Source organism: Alishewanella sp. WH16-1, from assembly GCF_001441695.1.
GTDB classification, from domain to species: domain Bacteria; phylum Pseudomonadota; class Gammaproteobacteria; order Enterobacterales; family Alteromonadaceae; genus Alishewanella; species Alishewanella agri.
On record NZ_LCWL01000088.1, the window covers coordinates 1 to 26120 of the forward strand.

The 26120-nt window shown below is 50.8% G+C and carries 24 protein-coding genes; 16 read left to right on the top strand and 8 right to left on the bottom strand.

Annotated elements, in window-relative coordinates:
- Nucleotides 1-59 precede the first annotated feature (59 nt).
- The 3 genes from AAY72_RS07925 to AAY72_RS07935 all read right to left on the bottom strand — a co-directional run bounded on the left by AAY72_RS07925 (nt 60) and on the right by AAY72_RS07935 (nt 3130).
- Nucleotides 60-1145, bottom strand: coding sequence for a trypsin-like peptidase domain-containing protein (locus tag AAY72_RS07925; RefSeq protein ID WP_057786634.1), 1086 nt, complete (start codon nt 1143-1145; stop codon nt 60-62).
- Nucleotides 1146-1235: 90 nt separating this feature from the next.
- Nucleotides 1236-2597, bottom strand: coding sequence for a Do family serine endopeptidase (locus AAY72_RS07930; protein ID WP_008984613.1), 1362 nt, complete (start codon nt 2595-2597; stop codon nt 1236-1238).
- Nucleotides 2598-2689: 92 nt separating this feature from the next.
- Complete coding sequence (locus AAY72_RS07935; protein WP_057786636.1) at nt 2690-3130, bottom strand: YhcB family protein; 441 nt, start codon at nt 3128-3130, stop codon at nt 2690-2692.
- A 123-nt stretch (nt 3131-3253) separates the two neighbouring features.
- Here AAY72_RS07935 and zapE point away from each other — a divergent pair, with 123 nt between their 5' ends.
- From zapE to AAY72_RS07975, 8 genes are all read left to right on the top strand, one after another.
- A complete protein-coding gene (gene zapE, locus AAY72_RS07940; protein WP_057786637.1) occupies nt 3254-4345 on the top strand; it encodes a cell division protein ZapE in 1092 nt (363 codons plus the stop codon).
- Nucleotides 4346-4532: 187 nt separating this feature from the next.
- Entirely contained in the window at nt 4533-4961 is a 429-nt protein-coding gene (rplM, locus tag AAY72_RS07945) for a 50S ribosomal protein L13 (RefSeq protein WP_008984610.1), read from the top strand.
- A 12-nt stretch (nt 4962-4973) separates the two neighbouring features.
- Nucleotides 4974-5366, top strand: coding sequence for a 30S ribosomal protein S9 (gene rpsI, locus AAY72_RS07950; protein ID WP_008984609.1), 393 nt, complete (start codon nt 4974-4976; stop codon nt 5364-5366).
- A 247-nt stretch (nt 5367-5613) separates the two neighbouring features.
- Nucleotides 5614-6204: a ubiquinol-cytochrome c reductase iron-sulfur subunit gene (gene petA, locus AAY72_RS07955; protein WP_008984608.1), complete on the top strand. Its 591-nt coding sequence runs from the start codon at nt 5614-5616 to the stop codon at nt 6202-6204.
- A complete protein-coding gene (locus tag AAY72_RS07960) occupies nt 6204-7478 on the top strand; it encodes a cytochrome bc complex cytochrome b subunit (RefSeq protein ID WP_008984607.1) in 1275 nt (424 codons plus the stop codon). The genes petA and AAY72_RS07960 overlap by 1 nt, the downstream gene beginning before the upstream one ends.
- A gap of 2 nt (nt 7479-7480) precedes the next feature.
- On the top strand, nt 7481-8215 hold the full coding sequence (locus tag AAY72_RS07965) for a cytochrome c1 (RefSeq protein WP_057786653.1): 735 nt from the start codon (nt 7481-7483) through the stop codon (nt 8213-8215).
- Nucleotides 8216-8291: 76 nt separating this feature from the next.
- Nucleotides 8292-8930, top strand: coding sequence for a stringent starvation protein SspA (gene sspA / locus AAY72_RS07970; RefSeq protein ID WP_008984605.1), 639 nt, complete (start codon nt 8292-8294; stop codon nt 8928-8930).
- 8 nt (nt 8931-8938) lie between these two features.
- The gene (locus tag AAY72_RS07975) at nt 8939-9352 is read left to right on the top strand and encodes a ClpXP protease specificity-enhancing factor (protein ID WP_040291758.1); all 414 of its coding nucleotides are present in this window, start codon (nt 8939-8941) and stop codon (nt 9350-9352) included.
- Between the two features lie 46 nt (nt 9353-9398).
- Here the strand turns inward: AAY72_RS07975 and ilvY are convergent, their stop codons facing one another.
- Nucleotides 9399-10280, bottom strand: a complete 882-nt coding sequence (ilvY, locus tag AAY72_RS07980) for an HTH-type transcriptional activator IlvY (protein WP_057786640.1) — start codon at nt 10278-10280, stop codon at nt 9399-9401.
- 154 nt (nt 10281-10434) lie between these two features.
- Between ilvY and ilvC the strand changes: the two genes are divergently transcribed.
- Together ilvC and AAY72_RS07990 are read left to right on the top strand one after the other, a co-directional pair.
- Entirely contained in the window at nt 10435-11916 is a 1482-nt protein-coding gene (gene ilvC, locus AAY72_RS07985; protein WP_008984602.1) for a ketol-acid reductoisomerase, read from the top strand.
- Nucleotides 11917-12091: 175 nt separating this feature from the next.
- The gene (locus AAY72_RS07990; RefSeq protein WP_057786641.1) at nt 12092-12520 is read left to right on the top strand and encodes a methylglyoxal synthase; all 429 of its coding nucleotides are present in this window, start codon (nt 12092-12094) and stop codon (nt 12518-12520) included.
- A gap of 4 nt (nt 12521-12524) precedes the next feature.
- Here AAY72_RS07990 and AAY72_RS07995 read toward each other — a convergent pair whose 3' ends face one another.
- Nucleotides 12525-12722, bottom strand: coding sequence for a DUF2892 domain-containing protein (locus AAY72_RS07995; protein ID WP_057786643.1), 198 nt, complete (start codon nt 12720-12722; stop codon nt 12525-12527).
- Between the two features lie 163 nt (nt 12723-12885).
- On the opposite strand from AAY72_RS07995, the gene AAY72_RS08000 reads away from it, so the two are divergent.
- Genes AAY72_RS08000 through AAY72_RS08010 form a run of 3 tightly spaced genes read left to right on the top strand, consistent with a single transcriptional unit; the run spans nt 12886 to nt 16646 of the window.
- Nucleotides 12886-13908 carry a Fe(3+) ABC transporter substrate-binding protein gene (locus AAY72_RS08000; protein WP_057786645.1) on the top strand — a complete coding sequence of 341 codons (1023 nt, stop codon included), beginning with the start codon at nt 12886-12888 and terminating at the stop codon, nt 13906-13908.
- Nucleotides 13909-13941: 33 nt separating this feature from the next.
- Nucleotides 13942-15585: an iron ABC transporter permease gene (locus AAY72_RS08005; protein WP_057786646.1), complete on the top strand. Its 1644-nt coding sequence runs from the start codon at nt 13942-13944 to the stop codon at nt 15583-15585.
- Entirely contained in the window at nt 15585-16646 is a 1062-nt protein-coding gene (locus AAY72_RS08010) for an ABC transporter ATP-binding protein (protein ID WP_057786647.1), read from the top strand. Before AAY72_RS08005 ends, AAY72_RS08010 begins: the two co-directional genes overlap by 1 nt.
- Before the next feature lie 73 nt (nt 16647-16719).
- On the opposite strand, the gene AAY72_RS08015 is transcribed toward AAY72_RS08010, so the two are convergent.
- Together AAY72_RS08015 and AAY72_RS08020 are read right to left on the bottom strand one after the other, a co-directional pair.
- The gene (locus AAY72_RS08015) at nt 16720-17889 is read right to left on the bottom strand and encodes a homoserine O-acetyltransferase (protein WP_057786648.1); all 1170 of its coding nucleotides are present in this window, start codon (nt 17887-17889) and stop codon (nt 16720-16722) included.
- 12 nt (nt 17890-17901) lie between these two features.
- Nucleotides 17902-19203 carry a GntP family permease gene (locus tag AAY72_RS08020; RefSeq protein WP_008984584.1) on the bottom strand — a complete coding sequence of 434 codons (1302 nt, stop codon included), beginning with the start codon at nt 19201-19203 and terminating at the stop codon, nt 17902-17904.
- Nucleotides 19204-19386: 183 nt separating this feature from the next.
- On the opposite strand from AAY72_RS08020, the gene AAY72_RS08025 reads away from it, so the two are divergent.
- The 3 genes from AAY72_RS08025 to AAY72_RS08035 all read left to right on the top strand — a co-directional run bounded on the left by AAY72_RS08025 (nt 19387) and on the right by AAY72_RS08035 (nt 23936).
- Nucleotides 19387-21630 carry a TonB-dependent receptor gene (locus AAY72_RS08025; RefSeq protein WP_057786649.1) on the top strand — a complete coding sequence of 748 codons (2244 nt, stop codon included), beginning with the start codon at nt 19387-19389 and terminating at the stop codon, nt 21628-21630.
- 66 nt (nt 21631-21696) lie between these two features.
- Nucleotides 21697-22344: a response regulator transcription factor gene (locus AAY72_RS08030; RefSeq protein WP_057786650.1), complete on the top strand. Its 648-nt coding sequence runs from the start codon at nt 21697-21699 to the stop codon at nt 22342-22344.
- A 101-nt stretch (nt 22345-22445) separates the two neighbouring features.
- Nucleotides 22446-23936 carry an acetyl-CoA hydrolase/transferase family protein gene (locus AAY72_RS08035; protein ID WP_057786651.1) on the top strand — a complete coding sequence of 497 codons (1491 nt, stop codon included), beginning with the start codon at nt 22446-22448 and terminating at the stop codon, nt 23934-23936.
- Nucleotides 23937-24009: 73 nt separating this feature from the next.
- On the opposite strand, the gene AAY72_RS08040 is transcribed toward AAY72_RS08035, so the two are convergent.
- Complete coding sequence (locus AAY72_RS08040; protein ID WP_057786652.1) at nt 24010-26100, bottom strand: peptidase domain-containing ABC transporter; 2091 nt, start codon at nt 26098-26100, stop codon at nt 24010-24012.
- Nucleotides 26101-26120 lie beyond the last annotated feature (20 nt).

Sequence of the window (26120 nt, forward strand, 5' to 3'; positions counted from 1 at the left end):
TTGTGATCAAGAGACAGGCCGTCGTGCTGGGTTTATTTTTGCTTATTGTAATTAAAAGCTTAACGCCGGCGCTGTTCGCGCACTATAGTGGGGATGGTCAGCCGTTGGCCGCTGCGATCGATAGTAATGGGCAGTTCAGTATCGGGTGCGGTTTCAGCGATAAAATTCATTGCTTGTTGCATATCGCTAAATTGCTGGCCAGCGATCTCCAGAATAATATCGCCACTCTGTAAGCCGGCGATAGCGGCAGGCCCGCCGGCGACAACCTCGGTCAGCAATAAACCATACAGGGCTTGTCCGGTAGAAAAGAGACGATCGCCGGCGGCATTAACCACCGCTTCACCGGACACGCCCAGATAGCTGCGCGTGACCCGACCGTATTTAATCAGCTTTTGCATAATATTTCGGGCAAGCTGATAAGGTACAGCAAAGAAAATGCCCTGAATATCCTGATTCTGCACCTGGAACGCGGCCGCATTAATGCCGACCAAAACGCCATTGCTATTAACTAAAGCGCCGCCGGAATTACCTTTATTAATGGCAGCATCCATTCGCATAAAGTCGGGATAGCCGCGGGAACTCAGCCCGGTGTTACCGTTGGCACTGATAATACCCTGGGTAATGGTTTGTCCGAGATTTAACGGGTTACCAATCGCCAGCACTAAGTCACCGACCTGAGGTTCAATTTCCGGATCTTGTGGAATCACCGGTAAGTTATCGGCTTGCACATACAATACTGCCAGATCAGAGAGTTCATCCTGGCCAATCAGTACGGCTTCCAGCCAACGGCCATCCTGCAGTGCGACTTCGATATGTTCAGCGCCATAGACCACGTGATAATTGGTCAGGATATAGCCTTCGGCAGACATAATGACGCCAGAGCCTAACTCCTGCCGCTCAATAGTGCGCGGGCGTAACGAGCGGGGATCGACGATGCGGCTGCGGGTATAGACGTTCACTACCGCCGGGCCGGCACGACGCACTGCTCTGTTGTAAGACACCGGGGCGGGTGTTTGCTCTTCGGCGCTATTGGGCGCAAAAGGTAAAGTCACGCCGGTAAGGTTAGGAAAAAACCATACCAGAACAAAAGCCAAAGCCAGGCCATAAGCAATACTTTTTAGCGTAAACAACAAGACAGTGCGCACTATGCTGATTCTATAGCAGAACGGATTGCGCAAGCATAGCATTAAACGCGGGCAGACAGTAGCGCTAAGCTACTGTTGCCCGGTAGGATCTTAACGGATCAGGATATAGAGCAATGTATCGCCACGCTGAATATTAAGCGCCGCAACACCACCGTCGCGTTGCTCCAGCAAACGGCGCAGCTCATTCAGGTTACTGACGCGCTGGCGGTTAACGCCAACAATCAGATCGCCCTGGCGCAAGCCAAGCATCGCCGCCCCAGAGTTAGCCTCGACCTCAGTCACTTCGATACCGCGGTCTGTGTTGTTTAGCGTTGCACCCCGTAACATCGGATGTAACTCGGTAGCGGCAACCTGACTGCCAGTGGCTTCCTGTAGTTGCACTTTAATATTGCGCTCCTTGCCATCGCGCAGCACACCCAGCGTAGCCTCGCGGCCTGCGCCCAGTGTTGCAATCTTCGCGCGCAGTTCGTTAAAGCTTTGAATACGGTTACCGTTCATGCTGACAATGACATCACCTGATTGCAGACCGGCTTTGGCGGCAGCACTATCTGGTAATACTTCGCCAACAAAGGCGCCACGGCTAACATTAAGGTTCAGTGCTTTGGTCAGTTCAGCGTTAACGTCATTACCGCGTACGCCCAGACTACCGCGGCGCACTTCACCGAACTCGACAATCTGATCCACCAGGTTTTTCATCATATTGCTGGGAATGGCAAAGCCAATACCAATATTACCGCCATTCGGCCCCAGAATAGCGGTATTGATACCGATCAGCTCACCGCGCAAATTCACCAAGGCGCCACCAGAGTTGCCGCTGTTAATGGCCGCATCGGTTTGAATAAAGTCTTCAAAGGCTTCGCCGCTATTCAGGCCGCTGCGACCCAATGAGCTGATAATACCGGAGGTGACAGTTTGCTCCAGCCCAAAAGGGTTACCAATGGCGATAGCATAATCGCCCACTCTAAGCTTGTCTGAGTCGGCTAAAGGCAACTGCACCAAATCTTTGGCTTCGATTTGCAGCAGGGCAATATCACTATCCGGATCGGCGCCAAGCTTTTTCGCGCTAAAAGTACGGCCATCTTTTAACCGTACCTGGATTTCGGTGGCATCCTGCACCACATGGTTATTGGTAACGATATAGCCCTTGGCGGCGTCAATAATGACGCCAGAGCCCAAACCGCGAAACGGACGCTCTTCGCGCAGTTCACCCGGGCCGCGCTGGCCAAAAAACTGCCGGAAGGCTTCCGGCACCCGCTGCCGTACTTCACGACTGCCGGCCACAGAAATATAAACTACAGCCGGCGTAGCGTTTTCCAGCATCGGCGCCAGGGATGGCATTTCCTGCTGATTATTGTTACTAAAAAATGGCAAGCCCGCCTGCACCGGGGCGGCTGGAGCTAACATCATGGCTGCTAACACTGCAGCGCTAAGCAAAGAAAGTTTTTTATTCATCGCGTAATAGTCTCCTTATACAAGCGTATGACTAAGAGCTAATAAAGAAAAAAAAGTTCTGAAATGATGCGCTGAAAAATTGTAAGCCTTTGTTAATCCTCTTTACGCGGGCGTTCTTTAATCAGACCGCTGGCTTCGCCGGAATAATCCCGTGGCTGCTGGTCTGGTACTGAGTGCTGGCGACGGCGCTCGTCTAATTGATGCAGAGATTGCTTAAGCTGACGGCTGGTATCTTCCGAAAAGAAATTAATTTCGTCGCGCTGACTGACCGGCTGCTCGACTAACTGCATTTTGGATTGCTGTACATGTTTGGCAATACGGGCGTAATTGTCCTGCAGCTGAGTCATCAATTGGTTGGTGGTTTCCAGATGTTCGGACACATCCTGCCGGTATTGCGAGAGCTGTTTGCGGCTTTCGTCTAGTTCCAGCTGCAGCTTACTTTGGCTAAACTGCTTAATACTAATCAAACGGCTGATTACGGCACCAACCGCCAAGCCAACGACAAACCATACCAGAGACATCGAAAAGTCCATGTTAACTCCTTCAAATGAAAAACTGCGCTTAGTCTACCCTAACTTCTTATGCAAGGTGGTAAGGCATGTTAATATTATGAACCTTAATTCGAGGTTAACCAGCAGAGTTTCAAGTAAAAGCTTATGACACCACTGGAAAAATATCAGCAAGACCTCAAACGTGCTGACTTTCACTATGACGCTGCCCAGGAAGATGCTGTTAAACAGCTGCAGCGCTTGTTTGACGATTACATTAAACGCCCGCAGCATAAACCCAGTTTATGGCAACGGTTAAGCGGTAAAGTGGTATCGCCGCAGCCCTTGCTCGGCTTATACTTCTGGGGTGGTGTGGGGCGCGGGAAAACCTATCTGGTCGATACCTTTTATGAATGTCTGCCTGGCAACCGCAAGCTGCGCGTGCATTTCCACCGTTTTATGCACCGGGTACATGAAGAGTTAAAGCAGCTGAAGAGCGTCAGTGATCCGCTGGAAAAAGTGGCGGATAATTTTAAAGCGCAAACCGACATTATTTGTTTTGATGAGTTTTTTGTCTCCGACATTACCGATGCGATGATTCTGGGCACTCTGATGCAAGCGCTGTTTGCCCGTGGCATCACCTTAGTTGCTACTTCCAACATTGAGCCGGATGGCTTATATCGGAATGGCTTGCAGCGTGCCCGCTTTTTGCCGGCAATCGAATTAATCAAACGCTACACCAAGGTGGTGAATGTCGACAGTGGCATTGATTACCGGCTACGGACGCTGGAGCAAGCGGAGATTTACCACTATCCGCTGGATACACAAGCCGACCAAAATCTGGAGCAATACTTTTTGGCGCTGTCGGTCGAGCCGCGTCAGCACAAGGTCAGCATTGAAGTGGCCAACCGTAAATTACATACGCAAGCCGAAGCCGATGGGATCGTTTGGTTTAGTTTTTATGAGCTGTGTGAAACTGCCCGCAGTCAATACGACTATATGGAGCTGAGTAAGCTATATCATACAGTGTTGTTATCAGGTGTGCAGGCGATGGGCCAGCATAACGACGATGTCGCGCGGCGCTTTATTGCGCTGGTCGACGAGTTTTACGAGCGGCACGTTAAGTTAATCATTTCGGCTGCGGTGCCGCTGGAGCAGCTGTATCAGGGCGGTTTACTCAGTTTTGAGTTCAAACGTTGTATCAGCCGTCTGCAGGAAATGCAGTCACATGACTATCTGGCAAGTGAGCATTTACCCTAAAAAATTTTTCAGCGAAGACTGCTGATTTCTGCAATTGTTTAAGATATAATCCGCGCCCGGCCAACGTTACAGCCTTTATACTGCCGTTAGCCCGGCAGTTTTTGCATTCGAAGGGGTGCGATAACGACACTGTGCATCAGCCCTGCACTTTGTCAGGTGTAACTTTAGTTATTTTGGAATGAGTTTAATGAAAACTTTTACTGCAAAGCCAGAAAGCGTAAAACGCGACTGGTACGTTGTTGATGCAAACGGCAAAACTTTAGGTCGTATCGCAACTGAAATCGCATCACGTTTACGCGGCAAGCACAAGCCGGAATACACGCCGCACGTTGATACCGGTGATTACATCATCGTGATCAATGCTGAAAAAGTGGCTGTTACTGGTAACAAAGCCCAGGCTAAAATGTATTACTCGCATACCGGTTTCCCAGGTGGTATCAAGGAAATCAACTTCGAGAAACTGATCGCCAAAAAACCTGAAATGGTGCTGGAGTCAGCTATCAAAGGTATGTTGCCAAAAGGCCCACTGGGTCGCGCTATGTTCCGTAAGTTAAAAGTTTACGCTGGCGCAGAGCATCAACATGCTGCTCAGCAACCGCAAGTTTTAGATATTTAATCGGAGCATAACATGGCACAGAATCAATACTACGGAACTGGTCGTCGTAAAAGCTCAACGGCCCGTGTCTTCTTAAAAGCTGGTTCAGGTAATATCGTTGTTAACCAACGTGGCCTGAAAGAGTACTTCGGCCGTGAAACTGCCTGCATGGTAGTTAGACAGCCGTTAGAACTGGTTGAGATGGTAGAAAAGTTTGACCTGTACATCACTGTTAAAGGTGGTGGTATTTCTGGTCAGGCTGGCGCTATCCGTCACGGTATTACCCGTGCGCTGATGGAGTTTGACGAGTCACTGCGTCCAGCTCTGCGTAAAGCCGGTTTCGTTACCCGTGATGCTCGTCAGGTTGAACGTAAGAAAGTGGGTCTGCGTAAAGCACGTAAGCGTCCACAGTACTCGAAGCGTTAAGCTGGACAGTATTGCCAAAGGCCCGGTTTTACCGGGCTTTTTTTTGACCTGCAATTTTCGCTTGCGTCATTTTTCCGCGGCACTGTAACGAAAATCAGACTAAGATATTAGGCTTTCGGCTGCCTTAATCCTTGTGCAATGCAAGGCTTTTCATTATGATCGTCAATATTTTTGTAATTATAATAATTGCTGAATTTCAGCCGCTTAATTTTTAATCATTTAAGCGTTTCAATGTGGAGATGAGTGGATGAGCAATGCGCCTGTAGATCATGGTCGCCGTCGCTTCCTAACCATCGCAACCTCTGTTGTGGGGGGCGTTGGTGCCATAGGAGCTGCTGTGCCCTTTATTGCGTCCTGGAATCCGAGTGAAAGGGCCAAGCAAGCCGGTGCTGCTGTTAGTGCAGACATCAGCAAACTCGAAGACGGGCAGTTAATCCGTGTTGAGTGGCGTGGTCGCCCGGTGTGGATTGTAAAACGGACTGAGGAAATGCTGGCCCAGCTGGCTGATACCGAAAACCGGTTACGTGATCCAGGCTCTGAAGAGCCGCAACAACCCGGTTATGCCCAAAATCGTCACCGTTCGATTAAACCGGAAATCTTTGTCGCAGTAGGCATTTGTACCCACCTGGGTTGTTCACCGACTTATCTGCCAAGTGATTTCGCCGCTCAGGTTGAAGGTATCCGCTCTGGTTTCTTCTGTCCGTGTCATGGTTCGCGCTTTGATATGGCCGGCCGGGTATTTCAAAACGTACCGGCACCATCCAACCTGGTCATCCCGCCTTATATGTTTATCGATGATAACACCGTGCTGATCGGTGAAGATGAAGGGGCCGTCTGATGTTTAAAAATCTGATGAGCTGGATTGAGTACCGCTTACCCTTTACGGATAAGATGAATCTGCATGTCATGCAGTATCCGGCACCAAAAAACTTTAACTTCTGGTATTTCTTCGGCTCTTTGGCGATGTTAGTGCTGGTAAACCAAATCGTTACCGGTATTTGGCTGACGATGAGCTATGAGCCTTCAGCTGAGGGCGCTTTTGCCTCTATCGAATACATCATGCGTGATGTCGAATACGGCTGGTTGCTGCGCTATATGCACTCTACCGGTGCTTCTGCCTTCTTTGTTGTTGTATATCTGCATATGCTGCGCGGCATGATGTACGGTTCTTACCAGAAACCACGCGAACTGCTGTGGATTTTCGGTATGCTGATTTTCCTGGTGCTGATGGCTGAAGCCTTTATGGGTTATATGTTGCCTTGGGGGCAGATGTCGTTCTGGGGCGCGCAGGTAATTATCTCGATCTTCGGTGTTATCCCCTTTATCGGTGATGATTTAACACTGTGGATCCGTGGTGACTATGTTATCTCTGGTGCTACCTTAAACCGTTTCTTTGCACTGCACGTTATTGCCCTGCCGCTGGTGCTGGTGATTCTGGTATTCCTGCACATTATGGCGCTGCATGAAGTGGGTTCGAACAATCCGGATGGTATCGACATTAAACGCGATAACGACGGTAGCGTTGAGCTGACTGAGGCCGATAAGAAATTTACCTTCCATCAATATTTCACCCGTGGCGGTAAAAAGGTGATTGTGGATGCCATTCCATTCCACCCGTACTACACAGTAAAAGATTTAGTCGGTGTGGCCGGCTTCCTGTTAGTCTTTGCCTTTGTGATCTTCTTCGTACCTGAGGGCGGCGGTTTCTTCCTTGAGCCACCAAACTTTGAAATTGCTAACCCGATGAAGACCCCAGACCATATTGCGCCGGTTTGGTATTTCACACCGTTCTACGCCATCTTACGGGCAATTCCGGATCCATTATTGGGTGCTATTGCGATGTTTGCTGCGATAATTGCGCTGGCGTTATTACCGTGGATTGACCGTGGCAAGGTGCGTTCTGTGCGTTACCGTTGTGAACTGCACCGCTGGAACCTGGTGATGTTCTGTATCAGTTTCGTTGTATTAGGTGTACTGGGCGTGTTACCAGCAACGCCAACCTATGCGTTACTGTCACAAATCTTCTCATTCACTTACTTCGCGTTCTTCGGTTTGCTGTGGTTATACAGTAAAAATGAGAAAACCAAACCACTGCCAGTGAGGTTAACCTGATGATGAAAAAGTTACTTTCAGCTGTTGCATTGTTAGCGTCGTCGCTGGCAATGGCAGCCGGCCCGAGCATTCCACTGGACAAGGCGCCGATTGATCTCCACGACAAGGCGTCACTGCAAAATGGTGCCAAACTGTTCCAGAACTACTGTCTGGGCTGTCACCAAATGCAGTATCAGCGTTACTCGCGTACCTTTAGAGATTTAGGTATTCCAGAAGATATTGGTATGGAAAACCTGATGTTTACCGGTGAAAAAGTCGGTGATCATATCACCAACTCGATGCCTGCCGATTACGCGGCCAATTCCTTTGGTGTTTTACCTCCGGATTTGACCAACGTAGCCCGGGTGCGTGGTGCAGACTGGTTATATACTTACTTACGGACCTTCTATGTTGATGATAGCCGGCCTTTTGGCGTCAACAATAAAGTATTCCCATTAGTCGGTATGCCACACGTATTGCAAGAGTTACAAGGTGTACCTTATCAGGCTTATGAAACCCGCCTGGTAGATGGTGAGTCCAAAGAAGTTTATGTCGGTATCCGTACCGATGGTTCAGGTGAATTAAGCCCGGAAGAATATGACCGTGCGGTAGCCGATCTGGTAAACTATATGGTCTATACCGGTGAGCCAAGCAAGCTGGAATCGCATTCACTGGGGATCAAGGTATTGATCTTCCTGTTAATCTTCTTCGTGCTGGCGTACCTGCTGAAGAAAGAATATTGGAAAGATGTTCATTAATCAGCTGATTTAAAATAAGTTATTTTTCGGGGGCCCTAGTGCCCCCTTTGCCGTTTTAACTGAACCGGAGGAATAGATGGCGATCATTGCCAATAAACGCCCTGTGATGACATTATTTTCTGCTGTTGATGATATGTTCAGCCATCAGGTCCGCATTGTGTTAGCGGAGAAAGGCGTCACGGTTGATATTCTTCAGGTAACACCGGACAACGTGCCGGAAGATCTCTATGAAGTAAACCCATACGGCAGTTTGCCGACGCTGTTGGATCGTGAGCTGGCGCTGTATCAAGCCGATATTATTATGGAGTATCTGGACGAGCGCTTTCCGCATCCACCTTTAATGCCGGTATATCCGGTTGCCCGTGGCCAGGCTCGCTTAATGATGTACCGCATCAAGCATGACTGGTACAGCCTGGCAGAGAAAATTCTACAGGGTGACGACGAAGCGGCGATTGCCCGCCAGGAGTTAAAAGAAGGCCTATTGTCGATTGCGCCACTGTTCAGCGAAGCGCCTTTCTTTATGAGTGAGGAATTTGGTTTAGTCGACTGCTATATGGCTGCTCTGCTGTGGCGCTTGCCGTTACTGGGCATAGAGCTAAACGGTACTGGCAGCAAACAGCTAAAGGCCTATATGAACCGGATTTTTGAGCGTGATGCCTTTCAAGCATCGTTGACTGATGCTGAGCGCGAAATCCGTAAGGGGATCCCGCTCTGATGCAAAAGATGACAGCCAACCGCCCTTATTTGTTACGGGCCTTTTATGACTGGATAGTCGATAACAAATGCACACCCTATCTGGTGGTTGATGCAACCTATCCGGCGGTAAAGGTACCGCAGCAATTTGTCCAGAATGGCCAGATTGTGCTGAATATTTTGCCTTCCGCTATTGGCAATTTGCAGTTGGGGAATGATTTAGTCACCTTTAATGCCCGTTTTGGGGGGCAACCTTTTGCACTGTCTATTCCGGTAAAAGCAGTACTGGCAATCTACGCCCGTGAAAACGGCGCCGGTACCGTCTTTACGTTGGAAGAAGACGAAGAGGATGATCAGGATTTTGTGTCTGATGCGGCGCCGGAAGACTTACCACCCGAGCCACCTAAGCCCGGACGTGGCAGCCACCTCAAAGTAGTGAAATAACACGCCCTAGGTGAACAGTAAAGCCGGTAGCACCGGCTTTACTGACTCAGTTTTTCTGTGCTAATTGCCAGAAGTGCTGAATTAATGGCTCCTGTGTGCGTTTGCTCAACATACAGATACCCAGATCAAAAGGCTGGTACTGATATCCCGCATCGAGCACTCTGACCCGCTCTCGCACCGGACTGTGTTGTAACACCGGATCCGGTACTATGGTTACACCACTACCCAGAGCAACCATTGACACCAGCGCTTCATGGCCATCGACCTTCGCCACCACCGCCGGGCGAATTCCTTTTTGTTTTAACCAGTCATCAAAGCGACTACGCGCCGGGCCATGCTCCGGCAAGATCATCGGGATGTCGTCCCAGTTAATCGGTTGCTGTGCCAGTAAATCATTAACCCGGCACGGGATCACCGGTGCAATTAGATGTACCGCCAGGCTGGCAATACTCTGGAAGTACATATTGGCTGGCAATTGCTCTGGCCGGGCGGCAATGGCGACGTCAGCCTCATCATGCCTGATACGGTCAATCGCCAGGGAAGCATCACCGGTAGTGAGCTGGATTTCCGCTTTCGGACATTGTAGCCGGAATTTATCGAGTAAGGCCGGCAAATGGCTGTAGCTGGCGGTAACAGTACAGTAAATCCGCAGCGTACCCGCCAGCTCACTGCTGGCCAGCTGTAGGTCCAGTTGCAACTGATGCCATTCATCCAGCCACAGCCTTACAAAGCGTTGAAAGCGGCTGCCTGCCGTGGTCAGTTTCACCGTTCGGTTATCGCGTTCAAATAGGCTGCTGCCGAGCTCTTCTTCCAGCCGTTGGATCACCCGGGTTAGGGTGGAAGGGCTAACAAACATCTGCTCGCTGGTACGGGCATAATTCAGGCTGCTGGCCAGATGTAAAAACAATTGTGCGCTACGGATATCCATCTTTATTGCAGAATATGAAATACAGTATTGAAAATATATCACTTCACGCAATAAAAGTCGCGTTATAGACTGCTTTCATCAAAGCAGCGCATCCCTGATGAAAAACCCGCTGCTCCTGTTGGCAACAGCCACAGCACGAATGTTGGAACTGACGATGAGCAATTACTTTAATACCTTAAATTTACGCCAGCAGTTACGCCAGTTAGGCCAGTGCCGCTTTATGGACAAAGCTGAGTTTGCTAACGGCTGCAGCTTTATCAAAGATTGGAATATTGTGATCGTCGGTTGTGGCGCGCAGGGCCTGAATCAGGGCTTGAATATGCGCGACTCAGGGTTAAACATCAGCTATGCGCTGCGTGATGAAGCCATCGCCGAAAAGCGGGCTTCGTACCAGAAAGCCAGTAGCAATGGCTTTACTGTCGGCACTTATCAGCAGTTAATTCCGGGTGCCGATCTGGTATTAAACCTGACCCCGGATAAGCAGCATAGCAGCGTAGTGGATGCCATTATGCCGCTGATGAAGCAGGGCGCGACCCTGGCTTACTCGCACGGCTTTAACATTGTCGAAGAGGGTAAGCAGATCCGGCCTGATATTACGGTGATAATGGTGGCCCCTAAGTGTCCTGGCACCGAAGTACGGGAAGAATATAAGCGTGGCTTCGGCGTACCGACCTTAATAGCAGTGCATCCGGAGAACGATCCTAAAGGTCAGGGGCTGGAAATTGCCAAAGCCTACGCTTCAGCGACAGGTGGTGATCGGGCCGGGGTATTGGAGTCGTCCTTTGTTGCCGAAGTAAAATCCGATTTGATGGGCGAGCAGACCATTCTGTGTGGCATGCTGCAAACCGGCGCGATTCTGGCCTTTGACAAGATGGTTGCCGATGGGATGGAAGCCGGTTATGCCGCCAAACTGATTCAGTATGGCTGGGAAACCGTAACCGAAGCCTTAAAGCACGGCGGCATCACCAATATGATGGACCGGCTGAGCAATCCGGCCAAGATTAAAGCCTATGATCTGGCAGAAGAGTTAAAAGGCACCTTACGTCCGCTGTTTGAAAAACATATGGACGACATTATCAGCGGCGAATTCTCCCGTACTATGATGGCAGATTGGGCTAATGATGATAAAAACCTGCTGACCTGGCGTGAGCAAACCCGTGACTCGGGCTTTGAACAGGCGCCGGTATCCAGCGAGCAGATCAGCGAACAGGAATACTTTGACCGTGGCATCCTGTTGGTGGCGATGGTAAAAGCCGGAGTCGAGCTGGCCTTTGAAACCATGGTCGATGCCGGCATTATCGAAGAGTCGGCTTACTATGAGTCGCTGCACGAAACGCCACTGATTGCCAATACCATCGCCCGTAAGCGTTTGTATGAAATGAACGTGGTGATTTCGGATACGGCGGAGTACGGTAACTACCTGTTTGCTCATGCCGCCGTACCTTTACTGCGCGATAAGGTAAATAGTTTAAGCAGTGAATATATCGGTAAGGGCTTAAGCAGCAGTCAGAATGGTGTCGATAACCTGAAGCTGATTGCCGTCAATGAAGCCATCCGCCAGCATCCGGTGGAAGTGGTAGGTAAAAAATTACGCGGCTATATGACAGCAATGAAACGCATTGTTGAGGCAAATTAAGCCAGCGCGCAAAGAATGATGTGGTTACAGGTCGTCAGGCCAGACACAGTGTGCCGCCTGACACCTGACCAATAATGATGTTATACGTGGACCTTGGTTGTTTTGCCCCGCTTGTCGGGGCTTTTTTTTGGGTGTAAGGTCAGGGATATCGGGTTAGAAGAGGAAAGGGTTCAAGATGAAAACCATAGCGCTGGTCGCGCATGATGGCAAAAAGGCCGCTTTACTGGATTGGATCGACCGGCACCGGCAGTTTTTTGCGGATAAGAAGCTGGTAGCAACCGGCACCACCGGCAAACTGATTAGTGAGCGCTTACAACAGCAGGTGCAGTGCCTGGCCAGTGGTCCGCTCGGCGGAGACCAGCAAATCGGCGCTTTAATTGCCGAGCAACAAATCGACTGGCTGATCTTTTTCTGGGATCCGCTGTCATCGCAGCCGCACGACCCGGATGTTAAGGCGTTAATCCGGCTGGCCGTGGTCTGGAATATTCCGGTGGCCTGTAATATCGCCACCGCAGACTTTATTATCCATTCCAGTTTGTACCAGCAGGACTACCAGCGCCAGATACCGGATTTTAAAGCCCATAACGACAGGTTTAGGGGGTAGGGCGTCAACCCGCCCTCGGCAGCTTACAGGTTTTAATGCCAAGCAGAGTATAAGCTGGGCAGAAATTAAATAACCCGGTCAGCAGCGGGATCGCGCCCAGCCAACCCCACCAGCCAATCATCCCGGTGGCAGCTGCCGCAATCAACACCACACCAACAATAATGCGTAAGACTTTATCAATACCGCCAACATTCGCTTGCATATCTAGCTCCAATTTAGACTTATCTTATTTAAGGTAGCTGTAATTCACCGCTTGGGCCAGGTAAATCAGCAGAAAAGTTGCGACAGCGCAAAGTTTCTTATTGAGAATTGTTCTTGTTTATGTTTAGATGTGCGCAATCGTTATTACCTACTGCGGAGCTGTGATGAAACTGAATAAAATGCTGTTATTGGTTGCCGCTAGCCTGGCATCCTGTGCCCTACATACCAGTGCTGCTTTTGCGGCTGAAGTGAATGTTTACTCTGCCCGACAGGAAGAGTTAATCAAGCCGTTGCTGGACAAATTTACTGCCGAAACCGGGATCAAGGTTAATTTAATCACCGGTAATGCCGATGAACTGATCACCCGCATCAGCAGCGAGGGCCGCAACAGCCCGGCCGATGTGCTGTTAACCACCGATGTCGGCCGTTTAGCCCGCGCCAAGCAGCAAGGCGTATTGCAGGCCGTATCTTCTGACACCTTACAGCAACAGATCCCGGCTAATCTGCGTGATCCGGCTGGCGTCTGGTATGGCCTGACCGTGCGCGCCCGGCCTATTATGTATGTTGAAGGTAAGGTTGATCCTAAGCAGTTATCAACCATGGCAGATCTGGCTGATCCGAAGTGGAAAGGCAAGATTTGTGTGCGTTCATCCAATAATGTCTATAACCAGTCACATGTTGCCTCGTTAATCGCCCATGATGGCGCAGCAGCGGCAGAAGCCTGGGCAAAGGGTCTGGTTGCCAATTTTGCCCAGCCACCACGTGGTGGCGACCGCGATCAGATTAAAGCGGCGGCAGCCGGGGTGTGTGATATCGCCTTAGCAAATACTTACTACCTGGCTGGTATGCTGGCTGACCCGGCTGAACAGGCCGCAGCGTCTAAAGTCAAAGTGTTCTGGCCGGATCAGCAGGGTAACGGCGCGCATATCAATATTTCCGGTGCTGGTGTGGCGACTTTTGCGCCAAACAAGCAGAATGCGGTAAAATTGCTGGAATATATGGTACAGCCGGCAGCGCAACACTGGTATGCTGAAGCGAACCATGAATATCCAATCCGCGCTGATGTGAAAATCAGCACGCTTCTCGAAGGTTTTGGCACCTTTAAAGCAGACAATTTAGAGCTGGAGCAGTTAGGTGAACTCAATGCCGAGGCAATCCGCGTTATGGATCGTGCTGGCTGGCGGTAACGCTGAGCCGCAGCAGCAAGGGGGATTTACCCCTTGCTGAAATCGTTATTGTTTGATCGTTGGCGCTGGGCAGTGTTACTGCCCGCTCTGCTATTAGCCCTACCTGTTATTATCATTCTCGCCAGTTGGCTGGAGCCGCAAACCGAGATTTGGCGGCATTTACGACAAACGGTGCTGGCCGATTATGTGCTTAATTCTTTGCTGCTGGCCGGTGGTACCGGTCTGGGTGCACTGTTCATTGGTACCGGCAGCGCCTGGCTGATTAGTCAGTATCAATTTATTGGCCGCCGCTACCTGCAATGGCTGTTGCTGCTGCCACTGGCGATGCCGGCCTATATTATTGCTTACACCTATACCGGGATGCTGGATTTTGCCGGCCCGGTACAAAGTCAACTCCGTTCCTGGTTTGGCTGGTCGTACGGTGATTACTGGTTTCCGGAAATACGCTCACTCGGCGGCGCTATTCTGATGCTGGCACTGGTACTTTATCCCTATGTTTATATGCTGGCGCGCAACGCCTTTGCTGAACAATCGGCGTCTTTACTGGAAGCCAGCCGTACGCTTGGTATGACACCGCGGCAGCATTTCTGGAGGGTGGCTTTGCCGCTGGCCCGGCCGGCCATTTTAACCGGCATGGCGCTGGCAATGATGGAAGCCTTTGCCGACTATGGCACAGTGCAGTATTTTGGCGTACCGACCTTTACCACCGGTATTTTCCGCACCTGGTTTGGTATGGGTAGTGCCCAGGCGGCAGCGCAACTGGCGGCGCTGCTGACCAGCTTCGTGTTATTTTTACTGTTACTGGAGAAATGGTCGAGGCGTAAGGTTCGTTATTACTATCAGGGGCAAAAACATAGCGCTGCTGCGTTGAGAACAGTCGGGCCGCTGCGTCAGCTTGGCTTACTGCTGTTATGTTTACTGCCAGTATTACTGGGCTTTATTTTGCCCGCCTGGCGTTTATTAAGCTGGGCACTGGCTAACTGGCAACGCACCCTGAATGACAGCTTCTGGCAGTTGGTATGGAATAGCTTTTCGCTGGCAGCACTGGCGGCAGTGCTATCGGTAGTGTTGGCATTACTCTTTGCGTACGCTAAACGTTTACGTCGCGATCCGGTCGTTCGCTTACCGGTACAACTGGCGGCGCTGGGTTATGCCGTACCAGGTACCGTTATCGCCATTGGTGTGATGATTCCACTGGCCTGGTTCGACCGTAATGTCGATTTACTGGCGGAGCAGTGGTTTGGCGTGCGCACCGGTTTACTGCTCTCCGGTACCCTGTTGGCGTTGTTACTGGCTTACAGCGTGCGGTTTTTAGCCGTATCACTGCACGGCATTGAAGCCGGACTGGAACGGATTAAACCGAATATGGATAATGCGGCACGCTCGATGGGGCTGAGTCCGTTACAGGTACTGCGCCGGGTGCATGTGCCGTTACTTAGCGGCAGTGTGCTAACCGCGCTGTTGCTGGTGTTTGTCGATGTGTTAAAAGAGTTACCGGCGACCCTGATTTTGCGCCCGTTTAATTTTAATACGCTGGCGGTGCGGGCTCATGAGCTGGCGTCGGATGAACGTCTGGCAGATGCGGCGTTACCGGCACTGGCCATCGTACTGGTCGGTTTATTGCCGGTGATTTTACTGGCGCGCTCCACCGAGCGTCGGATGCGAGGAACAGATTAATGTTGGCATTAGAGCAGTTGGCCATCGCTTATGGCCCGCATACCGTGGTGAAAGATATTACTCTGTCGCTGGCTGAGGGGCAGATTGGTTGTTTAGTCGGGCCCTCAGGCTGCGGTAAAACCACCATTTTACGGGCGATTGCCGGTTTTGAAGCGCCGCAAAATGGTCAAATCCGTTTGCAAGGGCAAGCGGTCAGTACCGCTTTACAGCAGCAAGCGCCCGAGCAGCGCAAAGTCGGCATGGTGTTTCAGGATTTTGCGTTGTTTCCGCATTTAACGGTGGCTGACAATATCAGCTTTGGATTACAGCAGCATAGCAAGGCGCAAAAAGCCGCCAAGGTAAAGCAGTTACTACAACTGGTTGGCTTACCTGATCTGGGGCAACGCTATATTCATCAGTTATCCGGTGGCCAGCAACAACGGGTAGCACTGGCGCGGGCGCTGGCACCAGAGCCAAAGGTATTGCTACTGGATGAACCCTTCTCCAGTTTAGATGCCGAGTTTCGGGAAGTGCTGGCGCGGGATATCCGCAAGATTTTAAAACAACTGCAAATCACCGCGGTGCTGGTGACCCATGATCAGTTTGAGGCCTTTGCCATGGCTGATATGATTGGCGTGATGCAACATGGTCAGCTACAGCAATGGGCGACGCCTTATGAGCTGTATCACCGCCCGGCCAGTCGTTTTGTCGCTGATTTTGTTGGTCGCGGCGTGATGTTACCCGGCGTGATGCTGGATGAGCAGCAGGTAGAAACCTGTCTGGGGATTTTCCGCCAACGCTACCTGCCAGATGTGCGAACCGGTGACCAGGTCGATGTGCTGATCCGGCCGGATGATATTGTGCATGATGATGAAAGCCAGATTCAGGCAACCGTTGTTGATAAAGCCTTTCGTGGCTCACATATCCTGTATACGCTGGCGTTGAGTGGCGGCGAGTTGGTGTATTGTCTGGCGTTAAGCCATCATAACCATGCCATTGGCGAGCAAATTGGCATCCGGCTGGAGCTGGATCACCTGGTGCTGTTTCCGCGCACCCTCGGCGCGGTCAGTGGTTTAAACTGAAAAAAAGGTGCGCTAAGCCAAGCCGCACCGCCAGGAAGAAAAATTATCTCAGCATCGAAGTTGCAGCTGAGGGTTAGTTCAGAAAAGCTGCGATCTTGGCACTCACCGCCTGAATATTAAAGACGCCGTCCAGATGCCCATAGTCACCGGGGATCTCAGCATATTGCACCTGTGCCGCCTGTGGCATCGCAGCGGCACTGTGCTGCGACATCGTCGGTAGCAGCAACTGGTCGCCGCTGGCTGGCAGGAACAGCGTTTTCGCTTTAACCTGTTGCAGCGCTTGTTGCCAGTTATCACCCATACCAGCACGATACAATTGCGAGGCGCGTACCAGATACAGAATATGGTTGGCATCCTGCAGTTTGCTGCGCTCCGCCGCCTGCGTCATCAGCTGCTGCCAGGCTGAAAAGGGAGCACGGATATCCTGATGTGGCGCTGCATCACTGGCTGGTGCTGGATAGCGCTGATTAAAAGCTGTGGGATAGAGCGCATCCTGAGTAATATAGGCGACCGCCGTGGTTAACCCCTGCCGTGGTTGGCCATGCTCATAGTAGTTCCCGTCACGCCAGGCCGGATCCTGCTTAATAGGATAGGCCCAGCGCTCTAAGCGCACTGCGGCCCAGGCATCCAGATAGGCACTGCCAATCACCGGGATCAGCCGTTCAACCCGCTCCGGATAACGAACCGCCCATTCAATCGCCTGAAAGGAGCCCATCGAGGCGCCAATAACTGCGTGTAATTTCTGGATCCCCAGGCTGTCTAGCAGCTGGCGCTGTACTTCGACAAAATCGGCAATAGTCACCACCGGGAAACTCAGCCCCCAGGGTTTGCCCGTGGCGGGGTTAATGGTTGCCGGGCCAGTGGTAATCACATTGGGATCAAACACATTGGCGTTAACGAGGGTATCGACGCTGATTACATAAAACTTATTAGTATCAATCGCTTTACCCGGGCCAATAATGGCATCCCAATAACCGGCTACCGCATCTTCCGGCTGATATTTGCCGGCAGCATGGGAGGTACCCGAGAAAAAGTGGGTAATTAGGATGGCGTTCGATTTGTCAGCATTCAGCGTGCCGTAAGCCTCCCAGCCAACCCGTACCGGGCTGATCGTTTTGCCTGACTGGGTGGTAAAGTCGGCGATTTCAAAGGCTTGCTTTTGAACCAGCAGTGTTTCGCCATAGCTTAACAGCGGACTTAATAGCAGGAACAGCGCGGCCAGAACGCGGCACAGTGCAGTCATCAATTTACTCCATTAAAACCATTGAAATAACAGAATCGCCAGCGCAACGCCGAGTAGGGGCATCAGCACGCTGACTACCGCCACCGGCCAGTAGGCGTTTTGGTGACTCTCGCCACAGATAGCACGGATAGTGGTCACGACATAACCGTTATGCGGCAGGGAATCCAGCGCACCAGATGAAATCGCCACCACCCGGTGTAATTGCTCGGCATCGACACCTCGATCCAGGTAGGTCGGAGCAATTTCCGGCAGTGCGATAACCTGGCCACCAGAGGCAGAGCCCGTCAGGCCGGCAATGGCGCTAACCGCAACGGCGGCACCAATTAACTCCGGGCCGGGCAGATGCGTCATATAATCTACCACCTGACTAAAGGCCGGAGTCAGTTTAGCTACGCCACCAAAGCCGACCACGGCGGCGGTATTACCGATGGCCAGTAGCGCACCCAGTACCCCTTCGTTGGTGGCGGCCGCCGGGTTATGCAAAAAGCGGAAGTTCAGCAAATACAGGCTAACGACGCCGCCCGCCAGTGCAATAATCAGCGCGGCTTGTTGTAAACTGTCATGCAGCAGAAAAGACGTAACCAAAACCACTAACAGTGGGATCAAGCCAGTCAGCCAGTGCGGCAACGGTTTATCACTTAATTCCGGATCGGTCGGACGGGCGATAAAATGTTCGCCCCTGGCAACGGCGCTTTTAATCATCCACATCAAGGCGTAGTAGCCACCGACTGCCATAAAAGCCGCTACCACTAAACTGACTTCCCAGCCGGCGTAGGGTGTAGTGCCTAAATAGGGGATAGGGATCCAGTTTTGGATCTCCGGTGATCCGGCCGAGGTCATGGTAAAGGTAACTGAGCCAAGCGCCAGTGCCGCCGGAATAAAGCGTCGTGGCAGATTGGCGCCTTTAAATAAGCTGACTGCCATCGGGTAGGCCGAAAATGCCACCACAAATAAGCTGACGCCACCATAGGTCAACACTGCACAGGCCAACACAATGGCCAGTACTGCCCGGGTGTGCCCCAATCGTTTGACAATCGCCAGTGCCACCGCATCGGCAGCGCCAGTATGTTCCATCAGTTTGCCGAACAAGGAACCAAGCAGAAACATTAAGAACCAGGCCGCAACAAAGCCGGAAAAGCCTGCCATATAGCCATGCACGAAATCTACCTTGTCGGCGACTTGCCAGAACGGGATACCATTGGTTAGCGCCACCAACAAGGCACAGAGCGGGGCGGTGATAAATAAATTGAAACCGCGCATGGTCAGCACGATCAGCAAACCCAGGCCCAGTAGTAAACCGAATAAACTTAACATCGGATAATCCTTGTTCTTGTTTTTTTCTAGTCTGATACAGTCTGGCGGGGACAGCCATAGTACTAAGGTACAGGTTAATAATTCCGCAATCGCGGCTACTCTATGAACATAACAAAACCGGAACTGATGTTTCGGCAACTAAAAACCAGACAGCAACACATCGACCCAACAGGAGGGCCTGGTATGGCCAACAACAATAAGACGAAAAATCGCGCCGCTTATGCAAGCAATCTTAAACCCAGTATGCTGGCTCTGGCTGTCAGTAGCTGTTTAGCCTTCCCGGTACTGGCTCAGGACACGGCCAACACCGATGACGAAGCGGTGAAACTAGAGCGGATTGAAGTCACTGCCCGCCGTACCGTGGAAAACCTTCAAACCGTGCCGGTCGCAGTGACCTCTCTGGGGGAAGAGCAACTGGCACAACGCGGGATCGATAATATTACGTCGGTGCAGCAATATTCACCAAACACCACCTTACAAGTATCGCGCGGTACCAACAGCACCCTGACCGCTTATATCCGTGGTATTGGTCAGCAGGACCCTCTGTGGGGCTTTGAACCTGGCGTTGGTATTTATATTGATGACGTGTATCTGGCGCGGCCACAAGGCGCGGCGCTGGATGTGTATGACGTAGAGCGGGTTGAAGTATTACGTGGCCCGCAGGGTACACTGTATGGCCGTAATACCATTGGTGGTGCGGTGAAATATGTGACCAAGCCACTGACCGGCGACCGGCAGTTAGCGGTACGTGGTACCTTGGGCAGTTATAAACAACATGATTTACGCGTATCAGGTCAAACAGGTCTAACAGATACTTTATTTATCAGTGGTGCCTTTGCGTCTTTTAATCGCGATGGTTTTGGTAAGTTTATTAATACCGGTGACCACAACTACAACAAAGATCTGCACTCTGGTCGTCTTAGTCTGCAATGGAATCTGGCTGACAATTTCCGCTTAAATCTGTCTACCGACAAGACGGTGGACAACTCTAACCCGCGAGGTGGTTTCCGTCTGTTCCCAAGCGCACTGGCGCCAACAGACACCCGGCCAACCAGCGTATATGATGCAAACATCAGTATGCCGGTCGAGAATAAAGTAGAGACCAAAGGCCATGCATTAACCCTGACCTGGGATGTTAGCGATAACTGGACTATTAAATCTATTACTGCCAAGCGCGAAGGTGTAACGGATACCAATATCGATTTTGACTCAACTTCTTTCCCAACCCTGGATATTCCGGCTTTTTATGAAGACGAGCAAACCTCGCAAGAGTTACAGTTCCTGTATACGGGGGAACGTTTGAAAGTTGCCAGCGGCCTTTACTATTATAGCGGCGAGGCTTGTGGTGCCTTTGGTCAGGTGGTTTACGGTTTATCCACTACTGAAAACGGTGGCTGTGTTGATACTGACAGCACCGCGTTCTATTCACAGGGTTCGTACCAGCTGGACGAAAAGTGGTCGCTGACTCTGGGTGGCCGTTACACCAAAGATGATAAAGATGCTTCTGTTTATCGCTATGTGTATAGCGGTTATAAATTCCCGCGGCAAACCGGCGGCACCCGCATTGGCGTGCAAACCGATTTTACTGACAGCGCCAGTTTCAGTCACTTCTCGCCACGTGCGGGGGTTGAGTACCAATACAGCCGCGATCTGATGTTATATGGTAGCTACACCAACGGCTTTAAGTCAGGCGGCTTCGATATGCGGGCAAATCAGGCAGTAAACCCTGATGCTAACAAGCCGTATACTGAAGAAACGGTAGATACCTTTGAGTTTGGTATGAAGAGCGAATGGCTGGATCAACGTTTACGTTTAAATGCCGCGGTCTTTATGTCGAAGTATGATGATATGCAGGTTACGGTGCAGCGTTCTGTCGAACTCAATGGCGCAGTCACAGTAGCATCTCAGGTATTAAACGCCGCTAACGCCGATATTAATGGTGCTGAAATCGAAGCGACCTTTGCTGCAACCCGCGATCTAAACTTAAGCCTGATCCTGGGCTATGTTGATGCCAAGTTTAACGAAGTGGAATTCTTCGATCCTAACCAACAACAGGTCATCGATGTCTCTAATCTGTGGTCTTTTGCCAATACGCCGGATCTGACAGCTACGCTGGCCGCTACCTATAGTATTGCCATCAGCAGCGGTGAGCTTGTCTTTACCGGTAATATGGCACATCGCGGCGCAACGCAAATCTTTGAAATCCCGTCGTTGTTAGATTACGGTAGTTATACCCTGTTTAACGCAGGTGTTACCTGGTACTCCAATGATGGCCACTGGGATATCTCGTTCCAGGGCAAAAACCTGGGCAACAAAGAAGCGCGTATTGCCGGCTATAACTTTGCCGGACCGGTGTTGGATAACTCCGTACTGGGTTTCTATATTGACCCACGGACCTTTAGCCTGAGTGTCGGTTACCGCTTTTAACTAAAAAAACCTTGCCGGGGCGTCAGCCCCGGTTCATTATTGGGTAAAACTCCCAACACGAATTTTATGATTGCCATTATCGCTGATGATCACCCGCTGTTCCGCGTTGCCCTATCACAGGCTTGTGCTGCGATTCTGGGTAGCGATGCCTTATTATTACAAGCGCAAACCATGCAACAAGTTTGGCCGCTGTTACGCCAACACCCTGATACTCATCTGATTTTCCTTGATTTAAAAATGCCTGGCTCTGAAGGCTTTACCGGTTTGACGGCACTGCGCACCGAATATCCGGATGTGCCGGTGGTTATGGTCTCAGCGGAAGAAGATCCGGTAATTATTAAGCAAGCACTAACACTGGGTGCTGGCGCTTATATTCCAAAATCGGCACCCTTGGATGTGTTGTCCGAGGCGATTAATGCGGTATTAAATGGCGATAGTTGGATCCCAGCCGAGTTATCTGATGATGTAAAAAATGCCCGGCCGCTGATCGATAACGACTTTGCGCAGCGTTTGGAGCAACTCACCCCACAACAATTCCGGGTGCTAAAGATGATCGCTGATGGTTTGCTAAACAAACAAATTGCGTACGAGATGCAGGTGCAGGAAACCACGATCAAGCAGCATGTGTCGGCAATTTTACGCAAACTCAACGTCAATAACCGTACTTTAGCCGGTATTATGTTCGATAAACTGCGCCTGCCGGAGCAGGGGTAGCCTACGACCGTTAGACTTAAGTCTAATTTTCTGTTTTTGTGCTGGGCAGTTGCCCGGGCTGTGCCTAAAATGGCAACTTTTTTCAGCCCGGAGCCCAGAATATGCAGTTAGAGCGGATCAGACTTACCTCCCTTCACGATAAAATTATGTCAGCCGAGCAAGCGGCGGAATTAATTAGCGACGGTATGACCGTTGGTATGAGCGGGTTTACCCGTGCCGGTGAAGCTAAAGCGGTACCGGCGGCATTAGCAGCGAGAGCATTGCGCTCGCCATTAAAGATCTCGCTGATGACCGGGGCCTCGCTGGGCAACGATTTAGATAAAAAGCTGACAGAAGCAGGCGTACTGGCACGACGGATGCCATTTCAGGTCGATAATACCCTGCGCAAAGCCATTAACAATGGTCAGGTGATGTTTATTGACCAGCATTTATCCGAAACGGTGGAGCAACTGCGTAATCATCAATTACGTCTGCCGGATCTGGCGGTTATTGAAGCCGTTGCGATCACTGAGCAGGGCCATATTGTGCCGACGACCTCGGTCGGTAATTCAGCCAGTTTCGCGATCTTTGCCAAACAGATTATTGTTGAAATCAATACCTCGCATAATGCCAATCTGGAAGGGCTGCACGATATTTATATTCCAAGCTATCGGCCAAGCCGCACGCCACTGCCATTAGTTAAAGTGAATGACCGGATTGGCAGCACTGCTATCCCCATCGATCCGGCAAAAATTGTCGGGATTGTCTTTACGCAACAGACTGACTCTCCGTCAACAGTGACGCCGCCAGATGCAGAAACGGCGGCAATCGCCTCACATTTGGTCGCTTTTTTTGAGCAGGAAGTTGCAGCCGGGCGATTGGCTCCGAATCTGGGGCCGTTGCAGGCTGGGATTGGTAATATTGCCAATGCAGTAATGTGCGGCTTATTAAATTCGTCGTTTGAAAACCTGCAGATGTACTCAGAAGTGTTACAGGATTCCACCTTCGATTTACTGGATGCCGGTAAGCTGCAATTTGCCTCTGGCAGTTCTATTACGCTGTCTGAGCGGCGTAATAAAGATGTGTTTTCGAACTTAGAGCGCTACAAAGATAAGTTAGTGTTAAGGCCGCAGGAAATTTCCAACCACCCGGAGTTAGTGCGTCGCTTGGGGATTATTGCGATTAACACCGCGCTGGAGTTTGATATCTATGGCAATGTGAACTCGACTCACGTTTGTGGCACCAAAATGATGAACGGCATTGGTGGTTCCGGCGACTTTGCCCGCAATGCGCATTTGGCTATCTTCGTTACCAAAGCCACCGCTAAAAATGGTGCTATTTCGTCAGTTGTGCCTTTTGTTAGTCATGTTGATCATACCGAGCATGATGTGGATATTTTGGTGACTGAACATGGCCTGGCAGATTTACGTGGTTTAGCGCCACGGGAGCGGGCCAGAGTCGTTATCGAACATTGTGCCGATCCTATGTATAAAGCGGCGCTGCAAGATTATTTTGACCGCGCCTGTGCCAAAGGCGGCCATACACCGCATTTGTTAGCAGAAGCATTATCCTGGCATCAGAAATTAGACGAGCAGGGCACCATGCTGGCGTGATAAGCGCGCCGACTTTTAAACGCTGGTCTGAATCAGGCCAGCGCTAACGGCAGCTTTACGTACGTCAATCCGGTTAGAGGTTGGTATGCGGATGCTGCCGCCATTGCTCAGTAATATCTACCAGCTGGCCTTGATCTAACAGCAAAATCCGCTCGGCGGCCGCTATCGTTTGCGGACGATGCGCAATAATAATCCGCGTCATTTTCAGCTGCTGCACTGCCTGATTCACATACTGCTCTAGTTGCACATCCAAATGGCTGGTTGCTTCGTCCAAAAACAGAATTTTTGGTTGCCGATACAAAGCCCGTGCCAGCAAAATCCGCTGCTTCTGGCCGCCGGAGAGTGAACTGCCCATATCACCCACCAGGCTGTTATAGCCCATTGGCATCGCAAGTATATCCTGATGGATCCCCGCCAGCTGCGCGGCGGCGTAAACCTGTTCCAGCTGACATTCAGGGTCAAAAAAGCTGATATTCTCGGCTAAAGTGCCCGACATCAATTGGTCATCCTGCATGACGGCGGCGATTTGGCTGCGGTAATGGCGTAGGCCAAGCTGTTTGATTTCGATGCCATCGACCTCAATTTTACCGCTTTCAGCACTGAGTAAACCCAGTAACAGCTTCAGCAGGGTGGTTTTGCCGGTACCAGAGGGGCCGATAATGGCGATATTTTCTCCCGCTCTAACTTCCAGATTTAGGTCATTAAACAGCAGAGGTTCATTGCTGGCATAGCGAAACTGCAGATCTTTTACGCTAAGGTTACCGCTGATAGCCCGGATCTCTACTAATTGACCAGTATCTTCCTTTTCCGTTAAGGCGATATCCGCCAACCGCTCCAGATGTAACTTAGTCATCTTTATTTGTACCACCAGACCAATTAAGCTGCTCATTCTGCCGGTAAACTGGCTTTTGTAAGCCATAAAAGCAAATAACATTCCGACAGTCATTGCGCTCGCCATCACCTCTTGGGCCGCCAGATAGACAATCAGGATCCCTTCAATGCCAAACAGAAACTGATTCGCCACCCCTGCGCCAATGCCCCATTGCGCCAGGCGGTAGCCTTTATTCACTGATTCGGCATGACGGTTCTGCCATAAATTTAAACGTTGCGTTTCCTGACCAAAGAGTTTTAGCGCCTGATAGCCACGGATTGACTCCATAAATACGCTTTGTTCTTTTGCCCCGGCAACGATGCTCTCCTCGGTTAGCTGGCGCATCGGCCAGAAGAAAGCCCAGCGCAGCAGGGCGTACAGGATGACTACCAATACCACGACTAAACTTAGCTGTGGGCTATAGAGGTACATCATGGCAAAGACGATGACCACCATAATGCCATCAAGCAAACCTTCGACCAGACTTGTGGTCAGCAGCGATTGTACCGCAGACAAAGAGCCAAACCGTGAGGTAATATCGCCCATATGGCGTTTTTCAAAGAAAGCGGCAGGTAGATGTAACAGGTGGCGAAATAAATTGGTGATCATCTGCATACTCAGCATGGTGCCCAGGTGCAATGCGATCCAACTGCGTAGTACTCCCACCACGATTTGAATTAACATCAACAGCCCAAAGCCCAGTGCCAGCACAACCAGTAAAGGTTGGTCATGACTGACTAACACCTCATCCACAACCAGTTGGGTGTAATAAGGCGACGCCAGTGCGAAGATTTGCAGAATCAGTGACAGGACAAAAAGCTTAATCAGTGCAGGCACTATGCCTTTGGCTTTATTCCAGAATGCGGTCAGCGGAAGCTGAACCCGCTCATCAACTTTCTTAAATTCGCTGGTAGGCGTCAATTCCAATGCGACACCGGTAAAGGCTTTATCGACTTCGGCCAGGCTAACCTTGCGTTCACCGATTGCCGGGTCAAGAATCGTAATACCGTTGCGATGCACTTTAGTCAGCACCACAAAATGATTCATTTCCGAGTGTAAAATACAGGGCTTTTGCAGCTTAGCTAATTCATCGACCTCGAGTTTTAACGCCCGACTCGCCAACGCCAACTGATTCGCTAATATCATCAGCTGCTGCAAATTGGCACCTTTTAGCGAAACGCTATAGCGGCTGCGCAGCGTAGTCAGATCCAGCTGATGGCCATAATGATTGGCAATCATCGCAACACAGGCCAGCCCGCATTCTGCGGCTTCGGATTGGAGTTGAGTTTTCATCCTGAGGTATCCCCAGAAAT